Consider the following 22,453-nt stretch of genomic DNA (forward strand, 5'->3'; position numbering starts at 1 on the left):
TTTGGGGTCTATTTTTTTACGCTTGCGCCGGCCGCAATTTGCACCCCAACTTTTTGTGGTTTTGGTCGCCACCCTGGGGGTCGCCCCGACCGATGCGGGGCTCCGCCCCGCACCCCGGAGTATTTTCACCAAAATGAAGGGCAGCTTGCCACGATCTCACCTTGGAATGGGATCCTCCTCGCCTTGCGCCCGGCGCCACTGAATGAGGAGTTCCGGCACGCCACAACGATGCGCGACGATATCGCCCATCAGAAGCGGCGGGTGTCGGCGCGGGTTCTCTGCGTGATCGCGCATTGTGTCGGCGTCGTCCCAGAAGCCCGGGACAAGCGTGCTCTCGGCCATGGGTGAATCCTAGCGCGGATTTTCGGCGCCTGCTACGCGCGGCGGAGAAAAGTGATGTGCGTGCCACCGTATTGGCGGTGATCCGCCGTGACGAAACCAGGGGGCGCAGGCATTTCCGCCTCTTCCTCCCAGACGATCAGTGCATCCCTGCCGATCCACCCCGCCTCAAGCGTGGAGGTCAGTGCCCGTGATCCGAGCCCCCTGCCATAGGGCGGATCGAGGAAGACGAGTGTCGCCGGACCGGCAGGTGCCGCGAAGAGCCGGGTCGCATCATGGCGGACAAGGCTGGCACGATCTCCGGCCCGGGTGCGCGCGATGTTTTCGGCAATCAGCCTTTGGGCCGGCCGGCCGCTTTCCACAAAATCGGCATGTTCCGCCCCGCGGCTCAGGGCTTCGAGACCAAGCGCACCGGTTCCAGCGAAGAGATCGAGGACGCGCGCACCCGGTACCGGGTCGCCGAACCCGCCATGCTCCAGCGTCGAGAACAGGCTCTCGCGCACCCGATCGGATGTTGGCCGGAGATGTGCCGCGGGATCTCCCTTGCCCAGGCCGGCAAGTGCAAGCCCGCGCCATTCTCCGCCAACGATCCTCACGGGTTGAGAAGTGCCTTCAGATCGGTGGCTGGATCGCCGATTTTCGCCGGATCGGGGCTCTTTCCGGCCTCGATCAGCCGCTTGCCCACCATATAGGCGCGCGGGTCATTCATCGCGTCGACCGCAAGAAGCTTCCCCCCTGCATAGTACCAGTGACTCACCGCACCGTCCCGGTCGCCCGGGCGTACCGCCACGTGGTCATGGCCTGCGCCAAGCCCGGCGATCTGGAGTTTCACGTCATACTGATCCGACCAGAACCAGGGATGCGGATCGTATCCCTTGCCCGCGCCCAGCATGTTTTCGGCCACGCATTCCGCCTGGTCGATGGCGTTCTGGACGCTTTCAAGCCGCATCTGTACGCCGCGCCAGGGGAAGGACGCGCAATCGCCGGCGGCCCAGATGGCCGGGTCGGATGTCCGGCCTTCGGTATCGACCGCGATGCCATTCTCAAGGGTCAGCCCGGCGGTCTCGGCCAGCCGTGTGTCGGGCAGGATGCCGATTCCGACGATCACCAGATCCGCGGGAAGCTTCGTTCCGTCCGACAGGATCGCACCTGTGACACGGTCTTCCCCCGTAAGTCGCTCAAGCCCCATACCTTCGATGATCCGCACGCCCTGGGCCGTGTGCAGCGCCCGAAAGTAATCCGATGTCGCTTCCGCCGCCACGCGTTGCAGGATACGGGGCGCCATCTCGACAAGTGTGACATCCATGCCCCGCTGGCGCGCCACCGCGGCCGCTTCCAGCCCGATATAGCCGCCTCCGACGATCAGGGCTTGTGCCCCTTCGCGGACGGCCGGGGCCATAGTGTCGATATCGGCAAGCGTGCGAACGACATGGACGCCGGGCAGGACGCCCCCGATCGTGGCCGGAAGAGCCCGTGGGCGGGACCCCGTGGTCAGCGCAAGCTGATCGTAGGACAGCACGGCGCCTGAGGCGAGCGTCACGGTCTTCGCGTCCCGGTCGATGCCGGTCGCCGGATCGCCCGTCAGAAGCGTGATGCCTTCCTCGGCATAATAGCTTTCGGGGCGCAGGTAGAGGCGTTCGACCTCCATCTCTCCCAGCAAGTATTTCTTCGACAGGGGCGGTCGCTGATAAGGCGGCACCGGTTCGTCGCAAACAAGCGTCACCGCGCCGTCAAACCCAAGCGCCCGCAATTTCGCGACCAGCGAGGCGCCGGCCTGTCCGCCGCCCACGACGACTATCCCGCCCATGCCGCCCTTCCTTTTCCGGTGGTCTGTTCCGAGGCCGGACCCTATATGCCGGGGGAACGGAAACGCAATCGCTTGGGAGGCGAAATCATGACAATCGAGGTGGGGACACCCTTGCCCGCGGCGACGCTGGTGCGGCTTGGCGATGACGGGCCGGAGGCGATCGATACCCGCGACTATGTGGCGGGGCGGAAAGTCGTTCTCTTCGGGTTGCCCGGGGCGTTTTCGGGAACCTGCTCGACATCACATGTCCCAAGTTTCATGCGTACCGCGGAGGCGTTTCGCGAAAAAGGTATAGACGAAATCATCTGCGTCAGCGTCAACGACGCCTTCGTGATGAAGGCATGGGGCGAGGCGACCGGCGCGACGGCGGCAGGGCTGACGTTTCTTGCTGATGCCGATGCTTCGCTCACAAAGGCGCTTGGCATGGAATTCAGCGTTCCGGTGCTTGGTTTCTACGATAGATCGAATCGCTACGCCCTCGTGCTCGACGACGGAATTGTGACGGTCGCCAATGTCGACGAGCCCAACACCTGCAACCTCTCCACCGGTGAGAGCCTTCTCGAGGCGATGGCGATATGATCGCGGTTGGGGATAGAGTGCCGTCGGGAACGCTTCGCTGGAAAGACGGCGAGGGTGGGGTTCACGCGCAGGACATCACCGAACGATGCGCGGGCCGTACGGTTGTGCTCTTCGGGTTGCCGGGCGCCTTCACGCCGACATGCGACGGCGCGCATCTGCCCGGGTTCATCCGCGTGGCGGATGACCTCAGGGGCGCTGGCGTGGACGAGATCATCTGCCTCAGCGTGAACGATGTGCATGTGATGAAGCTTTGGGGTGAACAGAGCGGGGCGGAGGATGCCGGTATCGCGATGCTGGCCGACGGCGATGGCAGCCTCGCGCGGGCCATGGGCCTCGCCTGGTCAAACGCCGATGTCGGGTTTCACGACCGTTCGCGCCGCTATGCCATGCTTCTCGTCGATGGCGTCGTGAAGGTGATGCACCTGGACGAGCTTGGCGTCTGTGCCGTGTCCACCGGCGAGGCAATGCTTGAAGACGTGAAATCCGCGCTCTGACGCGGGTCCCTGCGGCGGGTTTCCATCGCCGCGGGGCTCTGGCACTCTCCACGCAGCATGTTTCTGCCGTTTTTCGATCAGCTTCGCGCTCACCGCGTTCCCGTCTCGCTGCGCGAGTACCTTAGTTTTCTCGAAGCTCTGACGCGGGATATCGTGACTTATGACATCGACGGTTTCTATTACCTCGCCCGCGCGGCGATGGCGAAGGACGAACGCGTGTTCGATCGGTTTGATCGTGCTTTCGCGGCTGCCTTCGAGGGGCTCGAAGCGATCAGCGCGGAAGACGTAATCGAGGCGATGGAGCTTCCCGAGGAGTGGCTTCGTAGGCTGACCGAAAAACATTTGAGCGAGGAAGAGAAAGCCGAGATCGAGGCGCTGGGCGGATTCGACAAGCTGATGGAGACGTTGCGCCAGCGACTCGAAGAACAGAAGGGCCGGCACCAGGGCGGTTCGAAGTGGATCGGAACGGGCGGCACCTCTCCCTTCGGGGCATATGGCTATAACCCCGAGGGGGTGCGGATCGGGCAGAATGAAAGTCGCCACCGGCGCGCCGTGAAAGTCTGGGATCGGCGAGAGTTCCGAAATTTCGACGATCAGGTCGAACTCGGTACCCGCAACATCAAGGTCGCGATGAAGCGGCTCCGGCGCTGGGCGCGTGACGGGGCGGAGGAGGAGCTTGATCTCGACGGCACGATCCGCGCGACGGCGGAACACGGCTACCTCAACGTTCAGACCAGACCCGAGCGTCGGAATGCTGTGAAGGTCCTGCTTTTCCTTGATGTGGGCGGATCGATGGACCCGCATGTGAAGCTGGTGGAAGAGCTTTTTTCCGCCGCACGCGCCGAATTCCGGCATCTTGAGCATTTCTATTTCCACAACTGCCTCTACGAAGGCCTGTGGCGGGACAACCGGCGGCGCTGGAGCGAACAGACAGCGACGTTCGATGTACTGAACACCTATGGCCCCGACTGGAAGTGCATCTTTGTGGGCGACGCCTCGATGAGCCCCTACGAGATCGCCATGCCCGGCGGGGCGAACGAACACTGGAACCGCGAGGCCGGGGCGGTCTGGCTGCAGCGTGTTCGGGATCACTGGCCCCATCACCTCTGGATCAACCCGGTGCCGGAGCAATACTGGGATTACACCCAATCGATCGGGATGGTGCAACAGATCTTCGGGTCCGATGCCATGGTGCCGATGACACTCGATGGGCTCGACCGCGGCATGCGCTTTCTCGGGCGGTAGCAGCCGTTCGCGGCCAAAAAAGGTGGATGACCCATCGCTTCGTTGGAAACCTGCGGGGGATTTTGTCCAGACGGAAGGGGCAGTGACGATTGCCTTGGCCCTGCCGGGGCCCCATATCCAGCCCATGATCAAGTTCCTGCCGATTCTTCTTGCGGTGGCCTACGGGCTTGCGATGTACCGTTTCTCGGTATGGCGCACGTCTCGGGAGCTTGATGCACGCTCCACCGAACTGGCCGACCCTAGGCTGAGGCGGATCTGCCAGGATCTTGCTGCGGCGCTCGATCTGCCAAGGGTCAAAGTACACATCTATGAGATCGACCCGGTAAACGGCCTGGCTGCGCCCGATGGGCGGATTTTCATTACGCGTGGTTTCTACCGCAAATACGCCAATGGCGAGGTCACGGCCGAAGAGATGGCAAGCGTCATCGCTCACGAGCTCGGGCATGTGGCGCTGGGGCATGCGCGAAAGCGGATGATCGACTTTTCAGGCCAGAACGCGCTTCGAACCGCGCTCGCGCTGATCCTGTCTCGGTTCATCCCGTTCATCGGCCCATGGATCGCAAGCTTTCTGACGATGCTCCTCGCCGCAAGATTGAGCCGCGGGGACGAGTACGAGGCGGATGCCTATGCGGCGGCGCTGCTGACGAAAGCGGGAATCGGGACCGGGCCGCAGAAGTCGCTTTTTGGGAAACTCGAGGCGCTCACACAGTCACGATCCGGCACGGCACCCGCATGGTTGATGAGCCACCCCAAGACGGAAGAGCGGGTGCAGGCCATCGAAGCCCTTGAAAAGAAATGGTCTGTGGTCAGCGCAGAGTAACTTTCGGCTATCCCGAAGCTTCGATTCACATTTTTTGCAGGTTTTGTTCGCGACCGTGAAACAGTTCGCAGATGGCGGACGGCGACTCAGTCATATTGGAAGCATACAAACCGGGGCGGATCGCGCCCACGACAAGGAGATTAAAAAAATGACATCGATCCCCCGTTCAGTGACCACACCCATTTTCGCCCGCATGCGCCATCGTGCCGAAGCCCGGAGGGCCATGCAGGCCATCCAGGAGATGCCGCGTCAGGAACTCGATGATATCGGCCTGACACCGGAACAGGCCGCAGACGCGATGTTCCTCAGCCGGATCGTCTTCTGATCATGGTATGATGTGATGCCGCCCGGGCGCCGGGCGGCACGGAAAGAGGCCCGACCTTACTGTCCGGTCGGTGCGCCGCAGTCGCCCACAAGTTCTTCATAGCGGGCGACGATCCAGCCCGGGGCTTCTTCGGGAATGTTATCGGCAACCGTATCCTGCAACTCGCCGAAGACCATGACGGTGCGGCTGTCGTCGACCGCTGCAATCGGATCGCCGATCAGCACCCGGTCGTAAATGATCAGCGCTACGACAACCAGAAGAACGCCGCGCAACACCCCGAAAAGAAACCCGAAAGCCTGGTCTATTCCGCTGACGCGCGATCGTTGCACGGCGCCCGAAAACAGCGGAATGAAAATCGCCAGAACGATAAGGCCGAGGACGAAAACGACTACGAATGCCGAGATGATCGACAATTCGCAGCTGTCGGCCAGGACCTCGTTGATGACGGGGATTTCCTTTACAAGCGGCTCCGCCATGGGAGTGAGGAAGAACGCCGCAACGGCAGCCGCAACCCAACCCAGGATTGCCAGAACCTCGCGCACGAAGCCTCGGGAATAGGCGAGGATCGCCGAAATCAGGATGACGGCCAGTACAACGCCGTCGACAATGGTGAACCCATCCATGTGCTCGCTCCGTTCGCGGGATTAGCCCGCGCCGAATATGCCCCCTACGAGCGCCGGCAGGTCGGGTATCTCTTGCACCCTGAGCCCTGTCGCCGACCCCGTTTTGCTTCGTTCCGGCAGAATGGCATGCGCGAAGCCGAGCTTCTGCGCCTCCTTCAGCCTGCTCTCGGTCTGCGTCACGGGACGCAGAGCCCCTGATAGACTTATTTCCCCGAAAACAACAGTCTCCGGGGGCAGGGCGGTGTCCTCGCGCGCCGAAAGTAGCGCCGCCGCCACAGCAAGATCGGCGCCCGGTTCGCTGATTCTCAGGCCGCCGGCGACGTTCAGATAGACGTCGAGACCGGTAAACGGGATGCCGCAGCGCGACTCGAGAACGGCAAGGATCATCGCAAGCCGCCCACCGTCCCAGCCCACGGTGGAACGTCGGGGTTGGCTGTGCGGCGTGGGAGCGACAAGGGCCTGGATCTCGCAAAGAAGTGGCCGCGTGCCCTCGATCCCGGCAAAGACGACCGATCCCGGCGCCTCGCTCTCGCGACCGCCGAGGAAAAGGGCGGAAGGGTTGGAGACTTCGCCAAGCCCTGTGCCCGTCATTTCGAAGACGCCGATCTCGTCAGCCGGGCCGAAGCGGTTCTTTACCGATCGCAGGATCCTGAACTGGTGCCCGCGCTCACCCTCGAAATAAAGCACGGTGTCTACCATGTGTTCGACGACACGGGGCCCGGCGATCTGGCCTTCCTTCGTAACATGGCCCACGAGGATGACGGAAACGCCCTTGCGCTTGGCGTGTGCAACCAGCTCATGGGCCGCCGCCCGCACCTGGCTGACGGAGCCGGGGGCCGCCTCGACGCTGTCGAGCCACATGGTCTGGATTGAATCGATGATTGCGAGATCCGGGGCCTCGGCGTCGAGCGTCGTGAGGATATCGCGCAGGCTCGTTTCGGCACCCAGCTGCACTGGCGCATCCTCAAGTTCAAGGCGGGCCGCGCGAAGGCGGATCTGCGCCGTCGCCTCTTCGCCGGAAATATACAAGACCTTCAAGCCCTGCTCGGCGAACTTCGCCGCGGCCTGCAGAAGAAGTGTCGACTTTCCGATCCCGGGATCGCCGCCCACCAGCGTGGCTGATGCGGGAACAAGGCCTCCGCCCAGCACGCGATCAAGCTCTGCGATCCCGCTTTCGGTGCGCGGGGGCGGGGCCTCTTCCGCCGAGAGGGCAGAAAGCTTGACGGTCCGACCACGCCGCGCGCCCACGGCCGCCTTGCCGTCAGGCCCCGCCGAAAGCGGCGTTTCCTCGGTTATGCTGTTCCAGGTTCCGCAGGCATCGCAGCGTCCCGACCACTTTGAGTGGACCGCGCCGCAAGCCGTGCATGCGAATGATGGAGATTTTCCCATGACGTGTCGTCTATCCCGCGCGCTTCGACCGGCGCAAGACCGTACAAGGGCGGGCGCTGCCATATCGTTGGCCAGTCCGCGAAATAGGCCGTGCTGGAGCCGGTGGTGCGGGCAAGTGTACAGGCGACAAGCCAGTACCAAAGCGAGCCGTAGGAAAGAACTCGGGTCGCCAAAAACATCTCCATGCTGCCGTCATCGAGCCTGTCGACGGCCGAGATCGCGGCGCAGGTGTAGAGGGCGACCGTGACGTAGAGAAGGCGGTTGAAACTTCGCGACATGACGGAGCGCCGGACGGAAACCCAAAGCACGGCAAGCGGCACGATGTAGATCAGGAATTTCTCGACATTGAGGGCGAACAGTATGGCCATATCGTCTCATTTTCTCGTCACCGCCCCGCGGCATAGAATGAGAGGACATGGTTAACAGGGGCTTAAGACGGCCTCGGTGACGGGGATTTTCGAGGTCGCTGTCAGCGTACGGCTTCGATCGGCCCCTCGGCCCGGCCATTGATGAACTGCTCGACGTAAGGGTCGCCGCAGGCATCCATCTCGCCCACGGGTCCCGTCCACCGGATCTTCCCGGCGTGAAGCATCGCCACCTTGTCGGCGATCGCACGCACACTCGTCATGTCGTGGGTGATCGTCATCGCGGTTGCCCCCATTTCGACGACGATCTCCCGGATCAGATCGTTGATCACGCCGGACATGATCGGGTCCAGGCCGGTGGTCGGCTCATCGAAGAAGATTACCTCGGGCTCGGCGGCGATCGCACGGGCGAGGCCCACGCGCTTCTGCATCCCGCCCGACAGTTCGGCGGGGTAAAGATCGGCCACATCCGGCGTCAGCCCCACGCGCCGCAGCTTCTCGATTGCGATGTCACGCGCTTCCGCCCGCGGCCGCTTGAGCGATCCGCGCAGAAGACGGAAGGCCACATTCTGCCAGACGGTCAGGGAGTCAAACAGCGCACCTCCCTGAAACAGCATGCCGAACCGGGCAAGAAAGGCGTCGCGCGGCTCTTTCTCCACATCCTTCCCGTCAAGCAGGATCTTCCCGCCATCGGGATGGATGAGCCCCAGGATGCATTTGATCGTCACCGACTTCCCCGTGCCGGATCCGCCGATGATCACCATGCTTTCGCCCGTGCCTACGGTCAGATCAATGCCGCGCAGCACCTCCTTCGGCCCGAACGCCTTTGTCACGCCCTTCATCTCGATCATGCGGAGAAAAACACCTCCGTCAGAAGGTAGTTCGAGGCGAGTATCAGAATGGAAGCGGAAACGACGGCCTGCGTCGTGGCGCGGCCCACGCCTTGTGCGCCCCGGCCTGAACTCATCCCGTGATAGCACCCCATCGTGGCGACGATGAACCCGAACACCGCCGCCTTCACCAGGCCAGACACGACGTCGCCTGTTTCAAGGAAGTTCAGGGTGTTCGTCATATACGCCCCGGCATTGAAGTCGAGCCGCAGCGTGCCGACGAGGTATCCCCCCATAATTCCAATGATATCTCCGATCGCGACCAGGATCGGAAGCGTCACGACCGCCGCAAGAATTCGCGGGACAGTGAGGTATTTCATCGGATGGGTCGAAAGCGTCGTCAGCGCATCGATCTGTTCGGTCACCTTCATCGTGCCGATCTCGGCCGCGATCGAGGCCGCCACGCGGCCGGCAACCATCAGCCCGCCAAGGACGGGGCCCAACTCCCGCACGATCCCGATCGCAACGATTGAGGGCACGACGGTTTCGGCATTGAACCGCGCGCCGCCGGCATAGATCTGAAGTGCCAGCGCGCCGCCGGTAAAGAGTGCCGTCAGTCCAACGACCGGAAGCGACAGCCAACCGATCAGAAACAGCTGCTGCACGAATTCCTTCGGATAGAATGGCGGCCGCACCACATGGCTCACCGCCGTCCCGGCATAGATCGCGATCCTGCCGATGGTGGCCAGCATCGAATGCGTGCCTCGGCCGATTGCGGCGAGCGGGTTCATGGCGCGCCTCCCACATACCGCCGCTCGTAGCGCGACCCGAGCGAGGTAAGGATCTCATAGCCGATCGTACCAGCCGCATGGGCCAGGTGATCGACCGTCTGTTCGCGCGACAGAAGCTGCAACGTGTCGGGCGTTTCGTCCAGCCCCGTAATGTCCACGGTCAGAAGATCCATCGAAACGCGCCCGGCAAGCGGGCAGGGCCGTCCGTCGTGCCAGAGGCGTGCGCGCCCGCCCATGGCGCGGATCAACCCATCCGCGTAACCCGCCGCAAGTGTCGCGATCCGCACGGGCCGCGTGGCGGCCCAGGTGTTGCCGTAGCCCACCGTTTCGCCCGCTGCGACCTCGCGCACCTGTATGACGGGCAGATCGAGCGTGACGACTGGCTCCGCCGCCGCGAAGGGTTCGCCGCCATAAAGGCCCACGCCCGGCCGGGTGCGGTGGAAATGAAATGCCTCGCCCAGAAGCGTCCCGCCGGTCGCGGCCAGCGACAAGGGCGCCTCCACCCCCTCGGTCATCCCGCGGAAGGCGTCGAGCTGGCGGGCATTCATCGGGTGATCCGGCTCGTCGGCGCAGGCAAGGTGGCTTGCGATGAGGCGCGGGTTTCGCGCCAGAAGGTCGTCCCGAAGCGCCGCCCATTCCGCGGGCTCCATGCCCAGCCTGTTCATACCGGTATCAAGTTGCACCGCGAAGGGGCGGTCGGCCATGCCCGAGACATGCCGTTTGACCTGCGCGCCCGAATTCAGCATCGGGATCAGATCGAGATCACGGATCATGTCGTGATCGCCTGCCATGTGGCCCGCGAAGACATAGATTTCAGGCCCCGGCCCAAGCGCCCGCCGAAGCGCGCCGCCCTCTTCGGCGACCGCGACGAAGAAAGCATCGGCACCTGCACGCCTGAGAACCGGCGCAACTTTCTCTGCGCCAAGGCCATAGGCATCCGCCTTCACCACTGCGCCCGCCCGGCCGCCGGCGCGCGCGTCAAGCGTCCACCAGTTCGCGGTGATCGCGTCGAGATCGATTGTCAGCCTGCCCGTGCCCATGGGCCTCTTCTGACAGGCCCGGGCGTGGCGTCAAGGCCTCCGCTCAGGGGCCCTCCCAGAAGCGGCGGTTCCGCTCCCAGATCTTTTCACCGATCATGCAGTCATAGCCGTCCGGGCCGGCCCCTATATGCTGGGCGTGCCAGAGCCGTGGCTGGCGTTCTCCGGCGATCTCCCAGACGAGTTTCTTGCGCACGGCGCCCGCGAATTCCGACCAGTCGCGAACAGGAATCGAGAAGGCGCCCGGCCCGCCGATCACGCAGGATGCATAGTAAAGATCCAGGTCCTCCAGGTGCCAGCGCACGCCAAGCCCGTCACGGGTCATGAGCGGCAGGCCGTTGATCGTTATGCCGCGTTCAAGCACCACACGGCGGGCGGCCAGAACCGGCGCGCCCGAATTGTTCGGCCCGTCACCCGAAACATCTATAACCTGCCGCAACCCTATGAATTCATTGTTCCGAAGCCCTTCGGCGGCATATCGTAACGCCCCCGAGATCGAGGTGCGCCTCAGCCCCGGATCAAAATGGGTTTCAATCCGGCGGGCGAAGGCCTCGGCTTCGGCGCGGTTGCGGATCAGCGTCCATGGCACGACCTCCCGCTGCGAGGTCGATCCGGCCCATTCGACATAGGTGAGTGCGATCTGCCCGATCAGCCCGCCTTCGATCGCCGCGATCACCTCGTCTGACCGAAGCGCCTCGGCATATCCCCTTCGCTGGATCTCGAGTTCCGCAGGCGACATCGAGCGCGACACGTCGACCGCAAGGAAAAGTTCCACGTCGACCTCCTCGGCCCGGAGCGGGGCGGTAAGGAGAAGAAGGCAGCACAAAACGAGGATCCGCATGATCCGATCATGACGCGGGCCCGAGGCCTCTGTCTATTCACTTCATCTTGGGCAGACTGCGCAAAAGGCATGACCTGGCCGCAAGGCCAGGCAATTCCCTTTCGCTCAGAAGTCGCTGTCGCCGCCCTGTTGCCACGGCTTGACGAGGTTGCCGAAACGGGTGAACCGGCCCTCGAAGCTCAGCTCAACGGTGCCGATCGGCCCGTGGCGCTGCTTGCCTATGATTACTTCGGCGCGGCCATGGAGGCGTTCCATCTCCTCCTGCCACTGCGCCATCTTCTCCAGCTCGTGATCGCCGGGCTTCTCGCGTTCCTTGTAGTATTCCTCGCGGAAGATGAACATCACCACATCCGCGTCCTGTTCGATCGATCCCGATTCCCTCAGGTCCGACAGCTGCGGGCGCTTGTCCTCGCGCGACTCGACCTGTCGTGAAAGCTGCGAGAGCGCGATGACCGGAATATCGAGTTCCTTCGCGATGGCCTTCAGACCTTGCGTGATTTCCGAAACCTCATTCACCCGGCTGTCCTTCGCGCTCGCGGGCCGCACAAGCTGCAGGTAGTCGACGAAAAGAACGTCAAGCCCATGCTCGCGCTTCAGTCGCCGCGCGCGGGCGGCAAGCTGGCTGATCGGCAGGGCTGGCGTGTCGTCGATGTAAAGCGGGCAAGCCTCGAGCGTCTTCGCGGCCTCGACGAAGCGCCGGAACTCCGCTTCGGTCATGTCGCCCCGCCGGATCTGTTCCGACGGCACTTCCGAAGCCTCCGACAGGATCCGCGCGGCCAGCTGTTCGGCACTCATTTCGAGGGAAAAGAAACCGACGCAGCCACCTTCGACTGCGCCGGTACTGCCATCAGGCTTCTGCCCTCGTTTGTAGGCTTTCGCGATATTGAACGCGATATTCACGGCAAGAGAGGTCTTGCCCATAGATGGACGGGCGGCGAGTATCAGAAGGTCGGACTTGTGAAGCCCGCCCAGTTTCTTGTCGAGGTCGATCAGGTCGGTGGGAATCCCCGCCATGCCGCCATCGCGCTGATAAGCGGCGTTCGCCACATTCACCGCATCCGTCACAGCCTTGAGAAAGCTCTGAAATCCCTGGCTGGCCTGGCCGGCTTCGCCAAGCTGGTACAGCGCCTGTTCCGCCTCGACGATCAGGTCCTTCGGTTCGCGGGCCACATCGACCTGCTGGGCTGAATCGGTCATCGACCGGCCGATGTCCATCAGGCTCCGCCGGATCGCCAGATCGTGGATCATCTGCGCGTAGTCGCGGGCGGCGAAAGATGAGATCGCGGCACCTGCAAGCCGCGCGAGATAGGCCGCGCCGCCAAGTTCCTTCAACCCCTCGTCGTCCTCAAGGAACGCTTTAAGCGTGACGGGTGAGGCCAGTGCATTCTTCGAGATCCGAGCCGCCGCAACCTCCCAGATCCGGGCATGCACCGGTTCATAGAAATGCGCCTCGGAAATGATCGAGGCGACCCGGTCGTAAAGCTCGTTATTGGTAAGGATCGCGCCAAGAAGCTGCTGCTCGGCTTCGACATTATGAGGGACCGTCGCCGCCTCTTCGGCAGGCACGTCACCTACACGCGCAACCTGGTTCATACCCGCTCCCGCCTTCTTTTCTCGTTAGGCCTAGCGGCGTAGCCCGAAGGCCAGGCAATTGGCAATCTGGAAATCCCTGTGGATAGCCTGTGGACCACCTCTATAACACAATATCACGTGGAAATCACGCAGTGACACACATGATACTGTGGGAATGCTGTTTAAAAAATTGTTACGAATGAGCCACTGCTCAATCGGCGATCTTCGCGCCTCGCGCCTCCTGCCAGGCCCGTGGTGCGGCCAAAAAGGCCTTCACTTCCGACAGGGTCGCAGCGTCGAATTTTCCTTCCGCGCGGGCCACTTCCACAACATCCTTCCAGGTGCACAGACGGTGGAGTCTGACGCCTTCCGAAGCCAGTTTCTCCTCCGCCCCGGGGAAGATCCCGTAGAAGAAGATCACGGCCGTGTGGCCGCAGCTTGCCCCCGTTTCCCGAATCGCCTCGACGAAGGAAAGCTTCGATCCCCCGTCGGTGGCGAGGTCCTCGACAAGCAGAACCCGGTCGCCTTCGCCCATCACCCCTTCGATCCGTGCGTTCCGCCCATAGCCTTTCGGTTTCTTCCGAACGTAGGTCATGGGAAGCGCCAGGCGTTCCGCCATCAGTGCGCCGAAGGGGATGCCTGCCGTTTCGCCGCCGGCCACGTTCGTGAAGGCTTCGAACCCGGCTTCCCGCATGACTGTCACCGCCAGGAAATCCATCAGCGTCGTCCGCACGCGCGGGAAGCTGATCAGCTTGCGGCAATCGATATAGGTGGGCGAGGGCAGGCCGCTCGAAAGCGTAAACGGCTCCTCTGCATTGAAATGGATCGCCTCGACCTCCAGAAGCATCGACGCGGTCAGCCGGGCGATTTCGTCTTGCGGGGGGAAGCTCGTGGGGATCATCTCTCGTTCCTTTGCGTGGTCCTCGGGGCAGTGTCTTCCAGTGGCGCTGCGTCTTCCAGTGGCGCTGCCCTCAGTCGACGACCCTCCAGTAAAGCGGCATGCCGGGGTCGAAAACGGTCACCGGGCCGTCGCCCGTCTCGATCTGGGCGGGGTACTCGACCGGCGGGCCCTTTTCGAGCGTCACCGTGCCGTCGTTCAGCGGCAGGCGATAGAAGCGCGGCCCATACTCCGAGACAAACCCTTCCAGCCGGTCCAGCGCGCCATCCTCCTCGAAGACCTGAGCGAGGATCGAAAGCCCATTGGGTGCTGTGAAACACCCGGCGCACCCGCAGGGTTGAAGCTTCGCCGCATCGGTATGGGGGGCGGAGTCTGTGCCGAGGAAGAAGGTCGGATCACCCGAAGTCGCGGCGGCCCTGAGGGCGATGCGATGCTCCTCGCGCTTCGCGACCGGCAGGCAATAGTAATGGGGCCGGATCCCGCCTGCGAGAATGTGGTTTCGGTTGATCACGAGGTGGTGGACGGTGATCGTGCCTGCGATCGTGTCGCCGCCCCCGGCCACGTAATCCACCCCGTCCTTCGTCGTAATGTGCTCCATCACCACCCGAAGCTCCGGAATCTCGCGCCGGATCGGGTCAAGCACGCGTTCGATGAACGCCGCCTCGCGGTCGAAGATGTCAACTTCCGGGTTGGTAACCTCGCCGTGCACGCACAACGGCAAACCGATCTGCGCCATCGTCTCCAGAACACGGGTGACCTTCTTGAAGTCGCGAACGCCGGACTGGGAGTTCGTCGTGGCACCTGCAGGGTACAGTTTCAGCGCGTGGATCAGGCCGATCTCTGCCGCCGCGCGCACGTCGCGCACCTCCGTGTCCTCCGTCAGGTACAGCGTCATCAGCGGCTTGAAATCAGAATTCTTCGGCTTCGCCCACATGATCCGGTCGCGGTAATCGGCGGCATCAGCGGCCGTGACCACCGGTGGAACGAGGTTCGGCATGATGATCGCGCGTGCGAAGTGGCGTGTGGTCTCGGGAAGGACGGCCTTCAGCATCTCACCGTCGCGCAGATGCAGGTGCCAGTCGTCGGGGCGGCGGATTGTAAGACGATCGGTCATGGGGCCGGGGCGTATCCGATACCCTCGTCAGACACCAGAGGCGAGGTTTGCATGTTTTTTGGGCACACGCCCGCGAAGGCGGCGAGCGCAGGCGAAATGACGCCGGGTGCCATTGCACCTCCCCTTGGCGTGACTAGGGTGGGAGCACCCGCAGTCACGGAACACCGCGCCGCCTTCTATGCTCGACACCCAGATGACAGCAATGCAGCGTATGCGCGGCCGCGCTGCGGTTTCAATCGGCACGGGCGGGCTTGAGCGCCTGGCGCAAGCCGGTTCCGCCAAGGCCTTCCTGCCGCGAACGCACGCGGCCACACCCGAGATCGTGTTTCTCAACACAGCCGGCGGTCTGACGGGCGGTGACCGGCTGAGGTATGGCCTGTCCGTGGGAAAGGGCGCGTGGATCACGGGCACCACACAGACGGCCGAACGCGCCTACCGCGCCGGTGCGGGCGAGGCAGATGTCGATGTTGACCTGCGCGTGGGCGCGGGCGGGCGCGTTGACTGGCTTCCGCAGGAGACGATTCTTTTCGAAGGTGCAGGGCTCGCCCGGCGGACCGAGATTCATCTCGATGCGGGGGCCGCTTGCCTGCTGTCGGAAATGGTCGTGCTTGGTCGGGAAGCCATGGGCGAGACGGTGACGAACCTGTCTTTCACCGATATGCGGCGCGTCTTTCGCTCGGGGCGCCCGGTCTGGACCGAGCCGCTCGAGATCGGGACATCCCAGCTGTCAGAGCCAAGCGCATCGGCCGGGCTCGAGGGCGCGCGGGCGTTCGCGACAGTGGCCTTCATCGCGCCCGCGGCCGAAGACAGGCTGAGCGCGCTCAGGGCGTGCATCGACGGGGCGCCGGACGGCCTGCGCGTCGCAGCAAGCGGATGGGACGGAAAGCTCATCCTGCGCGCCGTCTCAACGGAACCGGCGGCTTTGCGGCGTGTCTTGCGCAATGTACTTGAATACCTCCGGGGCGCACCGCTTCCCCGGGTTTGGCAAGGATAGGGACGGGACATGAACCTGACACCTCGGGAAAAGGACAAGCTTCTGGTCAGCGTCGCGGCCATGGTCGCACGCAACCGGCTGGCGCGCGGGGTAAAACTCAACCACCCCGAAGCGATTGCGCTGATCACCGATTTCGTCGTGGAAGGCGCGCGCGACGGCCGCTCCGTCGCCGATCTGATGGAGGCGGGCGCCCATGTCGTCCGCAAGGATCAGTGCATGGAGGGAATCGCCGAGATGATTCATGATGTACAGGTGGAAGCGACCTTTCCGGACGGAACGAAGCTCGTGACCGTCCACCACCCGATCCGCTAGCTGGGAGAATCCAGATGCTTGCAACCGTCATTCTCGGGATCGCCGCCGGTGCGGCAGCGCCCTACGCCGAACCTCATGTAAAGAAACTCCTCGAAGGCGTGCTCCTTTCCGATGCGCCGATGAGCGAACTCGAACTCCGTGTTTTCAGCTTCGCGATCTGCCTGATCGGCGCAGCTATCCTGGCCTCTGTCTTCGGCAACGGTTCGGCTTTCGCGCTGGCGGTCGGCGCTGCTCTTGGCGTCTTCGGGCCCCGGATCATCGATCGTATCCAGAAGCGCCAGGCGCCCGACTACGGAGACGAGCTGTGATCCCCGGAGAAGTCATCACCAAGCCGGGTGACATCACGCTCAATGCGGACCGGCCGCAGATCACTCTCGAGGTCGCGAACACCGGCGACCGGCCCGTTCAGGTCGGCAGCCATTATCACTTTGCCGAAACAAACGCCGCGCTCTCCTTCGATCGGGCGGCCGCGCGTGGCCACCGGCTCGACATCCCTGCCGGTACGGCGGTCCGCTTCGAACCCGGACAATCCCGCGAGGTGCGGCTTATTGCCTATGGCGGTTCCCGGATCGTCCAGGGGTTCAATCAGACCGTTATGGGCCCCCTCGACTGACCAACGATTCTCCCCACGAAAGGAATGCTCCCGTGAACTTTCCCGACCCGATGGACGCTTTCAGAAATCCGGTGCAGTTCTACACCGATCTCGCCCTCTTCCAGATTGATTTCGCGCGCCAGAGCTATGCCCTGGCCTGTGCCATGAACCCGTTTCTGCCCGAGGGGCTTCTCGCGGGCACGCCGGCCGCGGCGCCGTCGCGACGCTCGGCAGAGCGGAAAGCCTCCGCGCGCCGCGCCGCCGCCCGAAGCACAACAGCGCGGCAGGCCGCTACACCGGTCGCGAATGCGGTTGTGGAAGCGCCGAAGCCGGCCCCAAAACCGCCCGCCAAGATCAAGGCCAAACCTGTCACGAAGAAGCCCGCGGCCAAGAAGGCGGCTCCCAGGAAAAAAGCAGCCCCGAAGAAGGTGGCATCCAAACCCGCATCAGCGACACCCGCACCCTCGAAACCCACGCTCGTTCAGGTATCGCCCGCGCCGAAGCCTGCGGCGCCTGCACCTGCCCGCAAGAAGCCGGTCTCGCTCGCACCCGATCTGCCGCCCGCAAAGACTGCCGGCGACGGGTGATCGCAAACCACCGCGAACAATCACCGCTCTACGCATCCTGCCAGCCCTGAGGTGACAAATGCCCTCCAGTCTTTCCCGCGCCGCCTATGCCGACATGTACGGCCCCACGACCGGCGACATGGTGCGCCTCGCCGACACTGAGCTTTTCGTCGAGGTCGAGCGTGATCTGACGATCTACGGGGAAGAGGTGAAGTTCGGTGGCGGCAAGGTGATCCGCGACGGGATGGGGCAGGCCCAGACCACCCGCGCAGACGGCGCGGTGGACACCGTCATCACGAACGCGCTGATCATCGACCACACCGGCATTTACAAGGCCGACGTCGGCCTGAGGGGCGGGCGGATCGCGAAGATCGGCAAGGCGGGCAATCCCGACACCCAGCCCGGCGTCGATATCATCGTTGGGCCGGGGACAGAGGCGATCGCGGGTGAGGGCAGGATCCTCACTGCTGGCGGATTCGATGCGCATATCCATTTCATCTGCCCCCAGCAGATCGAGGATGCGCTCCATTCCGGGCTCACCACCATGCTCGGCGGCGGAACCGGGCCCGCACATGGCACGCTGGCAACAACCTGTACCCCCGGGCCCTGGCATATCGGGCGGATGCTTCAGGCGGCCGATGCCTTTCCGATGAATCTGGCCTTCGCGGGGAAGGGCAACGCCTCGCAACCCGCTGCCCTCGAAGAACAGATCAAGGCTGGCGCCTGCGCGCTGAAGCTCCATGAAGACTGGGGCACGACGCCCGGTGCCATCGACTGCTGCCTCTCCGTCGCCGATGCGATGGATGTGCAGGTGATGATCCACACCGATACCCTGAACGAAAGCGGATTCGTCGAGAACACGATCAAGGCCATGGCAGGCCGCACGATCCATGCCTTCCACACAGAAGGCGCGGGTGGTGGCCATGCGCCTGACATCATCAAGGTCTGTGGGCTCGACCACGTCCTGCCGTCTTCCACGAACCCGACGCGGCCCTATACGGTCAATACGCTCGAAGAGCATCTCGACATGCTTATGGTGTGCCATCACCTCGACAAGGCGATCCCCGAAGATGTCGCCTTCGCCGAAAGCCGGATCCGGAAGGAAACCATCGCTGCGGAAGATATCCTTCATGACATGGGCGCGTTTTCGATCATCGCGTCGGACAGCCAGGCCATGGGCCGTGTGGGCGAGGTGATCATCCGCACCTGGCAGACCGCCGACAAGATGAAGCGCCAGCGCGGGCAACTGGCCGAGGAAACCGGCCCGGCCGACAACCTGCGCGTCCGCCGCTACATCGCGAAATACACGATCAACCCTGCCATTGCGCACGGGCTGTCGAAGGAAATCGGCTCGGTGGAAGAAGGCAAGCGCGCCGATCTCGTCCTCTGGAATCCGGCGTTCTTCGGCGTGAAGCCCGAGATGGTGCTGATCGGCGGGTCGATCGCCTGCGCGCAGATGGGGGATCCGAACGCCTCGATCCCAACGCCGCAACCGGTTTATTCGCGACCCATGTTCGGGGCCTACGGGCGGGCGGTCGAACGCTCTGCCGTCACTTTCGTGTCGGCGGCGGCTATGGACGATGCCATCGACGACCGTCTTGGTCTCTCGAAGGCCGTGCTGGCGGTGGAAAACACGCGCGGCATCGGAAAGCGCGACATGGTGCTGAACGACGCGACGCCGGAGGTGGAGGTTGATCCCGAAACCTACGAGGTGCGCGCGAATGGCGAACTCCTGACCTGCGAACCGGCAGAGGTTCTTCCCATGGCGCAGCGCTATTTCCTGTTCTAACGTTTGTTGACGCAGGATGTTGTCCCGCCGCCGAAAGAGGATTGACCCATGGATCAGATGACCCGGCCGCATCGGACGATGGCGGAACTCAAGGAAGCAATGCCCCATATCCTCGACGCTCCGAAGGAAGAGGGTCGCGTCGACATGATCATTTCGCGCCCGGATCATGGCGAGCGGACGCTGCCTCAGCGCGTGCGCGTCACCGCCGAATTCGGGGTGGAGGGCGATCACTGGTCCCGCGGCTGCTGGATGACGGCGGACGATGGCACGCCTCACCCCGAAGTTCAGATCTGCATGATGATGAGCCGGGTGATCGAGGCGATCGCCGGTGCGCCCGAGAACTGGCCGCCCGCCGGTGACAATCTGTTTCTGGAGATGGATCTGACGCCCGCCTCGATGCCTCCCGGCACGCGTTTTTCGATCGGCAGTGCCGAGTTCATTGTGACGCCGGTCCCGCATAACGGCTGCGAAAGCTTCATTGAACGCTATGGCAGGGATGCCTGCGTCTTCGTGAACACCGGTGAAGGCAAGGCACACCGTCTGCGCGGCATATATGCGCGCGTCACGAGAGATGGAGAGATCGCGGTGGGCGATACCGTCCGCCGCCTCTGATCCGCCGGTTCGCTCTGCAAAGAAACCTGAAGGTCTTGCGCGGGGCGCAACCCGGCTTTGCCGATCTGTCCGTTGTTATGCGCAACCTGCGCGGGCACATACCCAGGCAACGACACAAAGCAAGGACCGGGTCGATGAACCTCCTCAATGGCATTTCTCACCTGTTCGGCGATATCGCCGAGGCCAAGCGCATGGCGCATCTCTTTTCGCTGACCGACGACGAACTGGCCGCCCGCGGGCTCACCCGCGACGCGCTCCGGAAGCAATACATCGCCGGTCTCGGCGCCCGCTGAGACTGCCCGCTTGCGCCTTCCCGCCAGTCCGTGCTTTCTGGCGGCGAACCGCAACCGGGAGAGGTCCATGAAGCGCATCCTGCCACTCGCAATCCTGGGGCTCGCAGCCTGTGAGCCTGCCTCCCCGCTCGTGGACACCTCGGGTGTGCGCGTCGTAACCCAGGCCGAGGTCGTGGAATGCACACCGGTCTCGACCATCACCACGACCACGGGTGTTTCAGGAGAACTTGTGCGGGAAAAGGCGCTGGAACTGGCGCGAAACGAGACGCTTGAAGAAATCCGCGCGACAGGTGCCGACACAGCGGTTCTCGAAGCGGGCGGGCCGGGCTCCGACGACTTCTTCGTCCGCGCCGCGGGCTACCGTTGTCTCGGCTGAGGTTATCAGCCTGCTGAATTTCCGGGCACCGCCGCTGCAGTGTGGTGTCCGACGCGGTGATGCTCTTGCCCTTCCTTTCTGAAGCCGACACTCTCTCTCCGGATAAGACGAGGCGGAGTGCCCAGATGACCCTTCCACGCGCCACGGGGATCGTGCCTGCCGATGCGGGCGGCGATTACGTTGCGCTCGATTACGAGGCACGGCTGATCCGCAGGAAGCGGCTTCAAAGCGTGGGGGGGCTCGGTTTTCTCGTCGACCTGCCTGAGGTGGTTTCGGTCGGCAGCGGCGAAGCGTTCCAACTCGACGATGGCCGCCGGATCCGCATCGAACCGGCCGCAGAGCCGCTCCTCAGGGTCGAAGGCGATCTGGCGCGCCTGGCCTGGCACATCGGAAACCGCCACACCCCCTGCCGCATCGAGGCCGACGCGCTCTACATTCGCGAGGATCACGTCTTGCGGCAGATGCTGGAACAGCTCGGCGCCCGCGTCACGGCCGTCACAGGCCCCTTTTCGCCGGAAGGCGGCGCCTACGGTCACGGGCGCACCTTCGGGCACTCCCACGATCACGGCCATTCGCACGCCTGATGCCGATCGACGAAGACACCGCGCTGCTGACCTTGACGCAATGGCTGTCACCGGCCTTTCCCGTCAGCGGCTACGCCTATTCACATGGGTTGGAGGCCGCTGTGTCCCGGGGGCATGTCAGCACCGCCGAGGATGCAAGGCGGTGGATCGGTACGGTCGTCTCCGACGGCTCGGGCCGCACCGATGCGGTGCTTCTCTGCCATGCGCTCCGGGACGGGGCCAACCACGAGGCTCTGAACGACCTCGCCTTGTCACTGAGCGCAAGCCGTGAACGGCATGACGAAACCCTGGCCCAGGGCCGTGCCTTCACCGAAACCGTGAACGCGCTGACGGGCCGCACCGATCCGCCCCTTGCCATGCCGCTTGCCGTCGGTCGCGCTGCCGCCGGTCTGGGCCTTCCGGCCGAGCTTGTGGCGGCCCTCTACCTTCAGGCTTTCGCCGGCAACCTCGTCTCCGTGGCGGTTCGCTTTATCCCGCTCGGCCAGACGGTCGGGCAGGGCGTTCTGCAAGCGCTGCGCCCTCTGATCCTCGCCACCGCCACGCGCGCTGCGGCCCCCCCCCTCGACAAGATCACCGCCTCGGCCTTTGGGGCCGACCTCGCCGCCATGGAACACGAAACGCTCGACGTCAGGATCTACCGCTCATGACAAGCGCGAACGGCCCTCTCCGCGTGGGCATCGGTGGCCCCGTGGGCGCCGGCAAGACGACGCTCACCGCAGCGCTCTGCGCCGCGATGAAAGACGACTATTCGGTCGCCGTCATTACCAATGACATCTACACCCGCGAAGACGCGGAATTCCTCATGCGGGCGCAGATCCTGCCCGAAAACCGCATCAGCGGTGTCGAAACCGGCGGCTGTCCGCATACTGCGATCCGCGAGGATGCCTCGATCAACCTCGCCGCGGTTGCGGCCTTCCGCGAAAGTATCCCCGATCTCGACGTGATTTTCATCGAATCGGGCGGCGACAATCTGGCGGCGACCTTCAGCCCCGAACTGGCGGATCTCACGATCTACGTCATCGATACGGCCGCCGGACAGGACATTCCGCGCAAGCGCGGCCCCGGGCTCGCGAAATCCGATCTGCTGGTCGTCAACAAGACAGATCTCGCGCCCCATGTGGGCGTCGACCGCACGCTTCTGGAAAGCGACACGGCGGCGGCACGGCAGGGGCGGCCCTACGTTATGGCATCCCTGCGCCAGGGTGTGGGTGTGCCGGAAATCGTGGATTTCTTGAAAGAGGCCGGGGGGCTTTAGACCCGGACGCG

At 63.7% G+C, this 22,453-nt stretch carries 30 protein-coding genes; 17 read left to right on the plus strand and 13 right to left on the minus strand.

Going from position 1 to position 22,453, the window contains the following annotated elements:
* Positions 1-156: 156 nt before the first annotated feature.
* Genes RXV90_RS18105 through RXV90_RS18115 form a run of 3 tightly spaced genes read right to left on the minus strand, consistent with a single transcriptional unit; the run spans position 157 to position 2,146 of the window.
* Positions 157-342 (minus strand): hypothetical protein, encoded by a 186-nt coding sequence (locus tag RXV90_RS18105; protein ID WP_316650344.1) that lies wholly within the window; start codon positions 340-342, stop codon positions 157-159.
* Positions 343-374: 32 nt separating this feature from the next.
* Positions 375-935 carry a 16S rRNA (guanine(966)-N(2))-methyltransferase RsmD gene (gene rsmD / locus RXV90_RS18110; RefSeq protein WP_316650345.1) on the minus strand — a complete coding sequence of 187 codons (561 nt, stop codon included), beginning with the start codon at positions 933-935 and terminating at the stop codon, positions 375-377.
* Positions 932-2,146 (minus strand): NAD(P)/FAD-dependent oxidoreductase, encoded by a 1,215-nt coding sequence (locus RXV90_RS18115; protein ID WP_316650346.1) that lies wholly within the window; start codon positions 2,144-2,146, stop codon positions 932-934. The genes rsmD and RXV90_RS18115 overlap by 4 nt, the downstream gene beginning before the upstream one ends.
* 87 nt (positions 2,147-2,233) lie before the next feature.
* Here RXV90_RS18115 and RXV90_RS18120 point away from each other — a divergent pair, with 87 nt between their 5' ends.
* From RXV90_RS18120 to RXV90_RS18140, 5 genes are all read left to right on the plus strand, one after another.
* Positions 2,234-2,725, plus strand: a complete 492-nt coding sequence (locus tag RXV90_RS18120) for a peroxiredoxin (protein ID WP_316650348.1) — start codon at positions 2,234-2,236, stop codon at positions 2,723-2,725.
* On the plus strand, positions 2,722-3,219 hold the full coding sequence (locus tag RXV90_RS18125; protein WP_316650349.1) for a peroxiredoxin: 498 nt from the start codon (positions 2,722-2,724) through the stop codon (positions 3,217-3,219). Before RXV90_RS18120 ends, RXV90_RS18125 begins: the two co-directional genes overlap by 4 nt.
* Before the next feature lie 57 nt (positions 3,220-3,276).
* Complete coding sequence (locus RXV90_RS18130; protein ID WP_316650351.1) at positions 3,277-4,464, plus strand: vWA domain-containing protein; 1,188 nt, start codon at positions 3,277-3,279, stop codon at positions 4,462-4,464.
* 124 nt (positions 4,465-4,588) lie between these two features.
* On the plus strand, positions 4,589-5,284 hold the full coding sequence (locus RXV90_RS18135; RefSeq protein WP_316650523.1) for a M48 family metalloprotease: 696 nt from the start codon (positions 4,589-4,591) through the stop codon (positions 5,282-5,284).
* Between the two features lie 169 nt (positions 5,285-5,453).
* On the plus strand, positions 5,454-5,609 hold the full coding sequence (locus tag RXV90_RS18140) for a DUF1127 domain-containing protein (protein ID WP_316650353.1): 156 nt from the start codon (positions 5,454-5,456) through the stop codon (positions 5,607-5,609).
* Positions 5,610-5,665: 56 nt separating this feature from the next.
* Here RXV90_RS18140 and RXV90_RS18145 read toward each other — a convergent pair whose 3' ends face one another.
* The 10 genes from RXV90_RS18145 to pyrC all read right to left on the minus strand — a co-directional run bounded on the left by RXV90_RS18145 (position 5,666) and on the right by pyrC (position 15,069).
* A complete protein-coding gene (locus tag RXV90_RS18145) occupies positions 5,666-6,232 on the minus strand; it encodes a CvpA family protein (protein WP_316650354.1) in 567 nt (188 codons plus the stop codon).
* Positions 6,233-6,253: 21 nt separating this feature from the next.
* Entirely contained in the window at positions 6,254-7,621 is a 1,368-nt protein-coding gene (radA, locus tag RXV90_RS18150; RefSeq protein ID WP_316650355.1) for a DNA repair protein RadA, read from the minus strand.
* Positions 7,525-7,989, minus strand: a complete 465-nt coding sequence (locus RXV90_RS18155) for a hypothetical protein (protein WP_316650356.1) — start codon at positions 7,987-7,989, stop codon at positions 7,525-7,527. Before RXV90_RS18155 ends, radA begins: the two co-directional genes overlap by 97 nt.
* A gap of 101 nt (positions 7,990-8,090) precedes the next feature.
* Positions 8,091-8,837: an ABC transporter ATP-binding protein gene (locus RXV90_RS18160; protein ID WP_316650357.1), complete on the minus strand. Its 747-nt coding sequence runs from the start codon at positions 8,835-8,837 to the stop codon at positions 8,091-8,093.
* Positions 8,834-9,607, minus strand: coding sequence for an MlaE family ABC transporter permease (locus tag RXV90_RS18165; RefSeq protein ID WP_316650359.1), 774 nt, complete (start codon positions 9,605-9,607; stop codon positions 8,834-8,836). The genes RXV90_RS18160 and RXV90_RS18165 overlap by 4 nt, the downstream gene beginning before the upstream one ends.
* Positions 9,604-10,647 carry an alanine racemase gene (gene alr, locus RXV90_RS18170; RefSeq protein ID WP_316650360.1) on the minus strand — a complete coding sequence of 348 codons (1,044 nt, stop codon included), beginning with the start codon at positions 10,645-10,647 and terminating at the stop codon, positions 9,604-9,606. Before alr ends, RXV90_RS18165 begins: the two co-directional genes overlap by 4 nt.
* 43 nt (positions 10,648-10,690) lie before the next feature.
* On the minus strand, positions 10,691-11,485 hold the full coding sequence (locus tag RXV90_RS18175; protein WP_316650361.1) for a DUF1194 domain-containing protein: 795 nt from the start codon (positions 11,483-11,485) through the stop codon (positions 10,691-10,693).
* A 105-nt stretch (positions 11,486-11,590) separates the two neighbouring features.
* Positions 11,591-13,078: a replicative DNA helicase gene (locus RXV90_RS18180; protein ID WP_316650362.1), complete on the minus strand. Its 1,488-nt coding sequence runs from the start codon at positions 13,076-13,078 to the stop codon at positions 11,591-11,593.
* A gap of 190 nt (positions 13,079-13,268) precedes the next feature.
* Positions 13,269-13,958, minus strand: a complete 690-nt coding sequence (locus tag RXV90_RS18185; RefSeq protein ID WP_316650363.1) for an orotate phosphoribosyltransferase — start codon at positions 13,956-13,958, stop codon at positions 13,269-13,271.
* A gap of 70 nt (positions 13,959-14,028) precedes the next feature.
* Entirely contained in the window at positions 14,029-15,069 is a 1,041-nt protein-coding gene (gene pyrC / locus RXV90_RS18190; RefSeq protein ID WP_316650365.1) for a dihydroorotase, read from the minus strand.
* Between the two features lie 193 nt (positions 15,070-15,262).
* On the opposite strand from pyrC, the gene RXV90_RS18195 reads away from it, so the two are divergent.
* The 12 genes from RXV90_RS18195 (at position 15,263) to ureG (ending at position 22,442) form a co-directional block, all read left to right on the plus strand.
* On the plus strand, positions 15,263-16,063 hold the full coding sequence (locus RXV90_RS18195) for an urease accessory protein UreD (protein ID WP_316650366.1): 801 nt from the start codon (positions 15,263-15,265) through the stop codon (positions 16,061-16,063).
* A 9-nt stretch (positions 16,064-16,072) separates the two neighbouring features.
* Complete coding sequence (locus tag RXV90_RS18200; RefSeq protein ID WP_316650367.1) at positions 16,073-16,375, plus strand: urease subunit gamma; 303 nt, start codon at positions 16,073-16,075, stop codon at positions 16,373-16,375.
* Positions 16,376-16,389: 14 nt separating this feature from the next.
* Complete coding sequence (locus RXV90_RS18205) at positions 16,390-16,683, plus strand: hypothetical protein (protein ID WP_316650368.1); 294 nt, start codon at positions 16,390-16,392, stop codon at positions 16,681-16,683.
* Positions 16,680-16,988, plus strand: a complete 309-nt coding sequence (locus tag RXV90_RS18210; protein WP_316650369.1) for an urease subunit beta — start codon at positions 16,680-16,682, stop codon at positions 16,986-16,988. The genes RXV90_RS18205 and RXV90_RS18210 overlap by 4 nt, the downstream gene beginning before the upstream one ends.
* A 32-nt stretch (positions 16,989-17,020) precedes the next feature.
* Positions 17,021-17,554, plus strand: a complete 534-nt coding sequence (locus tag RXV90_RS18215) for a hypothetical protein (protein ID WP_316650370.1) — start codon at positions 17,021-17,023, stop codon at positions 17,552-17,554.
* A 58-nt stretch (positions 17,555-17,612) separates the two neighbouring features.
* Positions 17,613-19,322, plus strand: coding sequence for an urease subunit alpha (gene ureC, locus RXV90_RS18220; RefSeq protein ID WP_316650372.1), 1,710 nt, complete (start codon positions 17,613-17,615; stop codon positions 19,320-19,322).
* Between the two features lie 57 nt (positions 19,323-19,379).
* The gene (locus tag RXV90_RS18225) at positions 19,380-19,934 is read left to right on the plus strand and encodes an MOSC domain-containing protein (protein WP_316650373.1); all 555 of its coding nucleotides are present in this window, start codon (positions 19,380-19,382) and stop codon (positions 19,932-19,934) included.
* A gap of 134 nt (positions 19,935-20,068) precedes the next feature.
* Positions 20,069-20,227: a hypothetical protein gene (locus tag RXV90_RS18230; protein ID WP_316650374.1), complete on the plus strand. Its 159-nt coding sequence runs from the start codon at positions 20,069-20,071 to the stop codon at positions 20,225-20,227.
* A gap of 67 nt (positions 20,228-20,294) precedes the next feature.
* Positions 20,295-20,603, plus strand: a complete 309-nt coding sequence (locus tag RXV90_RS18235) for a hypothetical protein (protein WP_316650375.1) — start codon at positions 20,295-20,297, stop codon at positions 20,601-20,603.
* Between the two features lie 125 nt (positions 20,604-20,728).
* Entirely contained in the window at positions 20,729-21,187 is a 459-nt protein-coding gene (locus RXV90_RS18240) for an urease accessory protein UreE (protein ID WP_316650376.1), read from the plus strand.
* Positions 21,187-21,834 carry an urease accessory protein UreF gene (locus RXV90_RS18245; RefSeq protein WP_316650377.1) on the plus strand — a complete coding sequence of 216 codons (648 nt, stop codon included), beginning with the start codon at positions 21,187-21,189 and terminating at the stop codon, positions 21,832-21,834. The genes RXV90_RS18240 and RXV90_RS18245 overlap by 1 nt, the downstream gene beginning before the upstream one ends.
* Positions 21,831-22,442, plus strand: a complete 612-nt coding sequence (gene ureG / locus RXV90_RS18250) for an urease accessory protein UreG (RefSeq protein WP_316650378.1) — start codon at positions 21,831-21,833, stop codon at positions 22,440-22,442. Before RXV90_RS18245 ends, ureG begins: the two co-directional genes overlap by 4 nt.
* Positions 22,443-22,453 lie beyond the last annotated feature (11 nt).

The sequence above is a fragment of the Ovoidimarina sediminis genome, from assembly GCF_032586175.1.
Lineage (GTDB): Bacteria > Pseudomonadota > Alphaproteobacteria > Rhodobacterales > Rhodobacteraceae > Ovoidimarina > Ovoidimarina sediminis.

Excerpts from the sequence above, each read along its gene's own strand:
- RXV90_RS18105 (WP_316650344.1), bottom strand. The coding sequence starts at position 342 with ATGGCCGAGAGCACGCTTGTCCCGGGCTTCTGGGACGACGCCGACACA.
- RXV90_RS18115 (WP_316650346.1), bottom strand. The coding sequence starts at position 2,146 with ATGGGCGGGATAGTCGTCGTGGGCGGCGGACAGGCCGGCGCCTCGCTG.
- RXV90_RS18120 (WP_316650348.1), top strand. The coding sequence starts at position 2,234 with ATGACAATCGAGGTGGGGACACCCTTGCCCGCGGCGACGCTGGTGCGG.
- RXV90_RS18125 (WP_316650349.1), top strand. The coding sequence starts at position 2,722 with ATGATCGCGGTTGGGGATAGAGTGCCGTCGGGAACGCTTCGCTGGAAA.
- RXV90_RS18130 (WP_316650351.1), top strand. The coding sequence starts at position 3,277 with ATGTTTCTGCCGTTTTTCGATCAGCTTCGCGCTCACCGCGTTCCCGTC.
- RXV90_RS18135 (WP_316650523.1), top strand. The coding sequence starts at position 4,589 with ATGATCAAGTTCCTGCCGATTCTTCTTGCGGTGGCCTACGGGCTTGCG.
- RXV90_RS18145 (WP_316650354.1), bottom strand. The coding sequence starts at position 6,232 with ATGGATGGGTTCACCATTGTCGACGGCGTTGTACTGGCCGTCATCCTG.
- radA (WP_316650355.1), bottom strand. The coding sequence starts at position 7,621 with ATGGGAAAATCTCCATCATTCGCATGCACGGCTTGCGGCGCGGTCCAC.
- RXV90_RS18155 (WP_316650356.1), bottom strand. The coding sequence starts at position 7,989 with ATGGCCATACTGTTCGCCCTCAATGTCGAGAAATTCCTGATCTACATC.
- RXV90_RS18160 (WP_316650357.1), bottom strand. The coding sequence starts at position 8,837 with ATGATCGAGATGAAGGGCGTGACAAAGGCGTTCGGGCCGAAGGAGGTG.
- RXV90_RS18165 (WP_316650359.1), bottom strand. The coding sequence starts at position 9,607 with ATGAACCCGCTCGCCGCAATCGGCCGAGGCACGCATTCGATGCTGGCC.
- alr (WP_316650360.1), bottom strand. The coding sequence starts at position 10,647 with ATGGGCACGGGCAGGCTGACAATCGATCTCGACGCGATCACCGCGAAC.
- RXV90_RS18175 (WP_316650361.1), bottom strand. The coding sequence starts at position 11,485 with ATGCGGATCCTCGTTTTGTGCTGCCTTCTTCTCCTTACCGCCCCGCTC.
- RXV90_RS18180 (WP_316650362.1), bottom strand. The coding sequence starts at position 13,078 with ATGAACCAGGTTGCGCGTGTAGGTGACGTGCCTGCCGAAGAGGCGGCG.
- RXV90_RS18185 (WP_316650363.1), bottom strand. The coding sequence starts at position 13,958 with ATGATCCCCACGAGCTTCCCCCCGCAAGACGAAATCGCCCGGCTGACC.
- pyrC (WP_316650365.1), bottom strand. The coding sequence starts at position 15,069 with ATGACCGATCGTCTTACAATCCGCCGCCCCGACGACTGGCACCTGCAT.
- RXV90_RS18195 (WP_316650366.1), top strand. The coding sequence starts at position 15,263 with ATGACAGCAATGCAGCGTATGCGCGGCCGCGCTGCGGTTTCAATCGGC.
- RXV90_RS18200 (WP_316650367.1), top strand. The coding sequence starts at position 16,073 with ATGAACCTGACACCTCGGGAAAAGGACAAGCTTCTGGTCAGCGTCGCG.
- RXV90_RS18205 (WP_316650368.1), top strand. The coding sequence starts at position 16,390 with ATGCTTGCAACCGTCATTCTCGGGATCGCCGCCGGTGCGGCAGCGCCC.
- ureC (WP_316650372.1), top strand. The coding sequence starts at position 17,613 with ATGCCCTCCAGTCTTTCCCGCGCCGCCTATGCCGACATGTACGGCCCC.
- RXV90_RS18225 (WP_316650373.1), top strand. The coding sequence starts at position 19,380 with ATGACCCGGCCGCATCGGACGATGGCGGAACTCAAGGAAGCAATGCCC.
- RXV90_RS18230 (WP_316650374.1), top strand. The coding sequence starts at position 20,069 with ATGAACCTCCTCAATGGCATTTCTCACCTGTTCGGCGATATCGCCGAG.
- RXV90_RS18235 (WP_316650375.1), top strand. The coding sequence starts at position 20,295 with ATGAAGCGCATCCTGCCACTCGCAATCCTGGGGCTCGCAGCCTGTGAG.
- RXV90_RS18240 (WP_316650376.1), top strand. The coding sequence starts at position 20,729 with ATGACCCTTCCACGCGCCACGGGGATCGTGCCTGCCGATGCGGGCGGC.
- RXV90_RS18245 (WP_316650377.1), top strand. The coding sequence starts at position 21,187 with ATGCCGATCGACGAAGACACCGCGCTGCTGACCTTGACGCAATGGCTG.
- ureG (WP_316650378.1), top strand. The coding sequence starts at position 21,831 with ATGACAAGCGCGAACGGCCCTCTCCGCGTGGGCATCGGTGGCCCCGTG.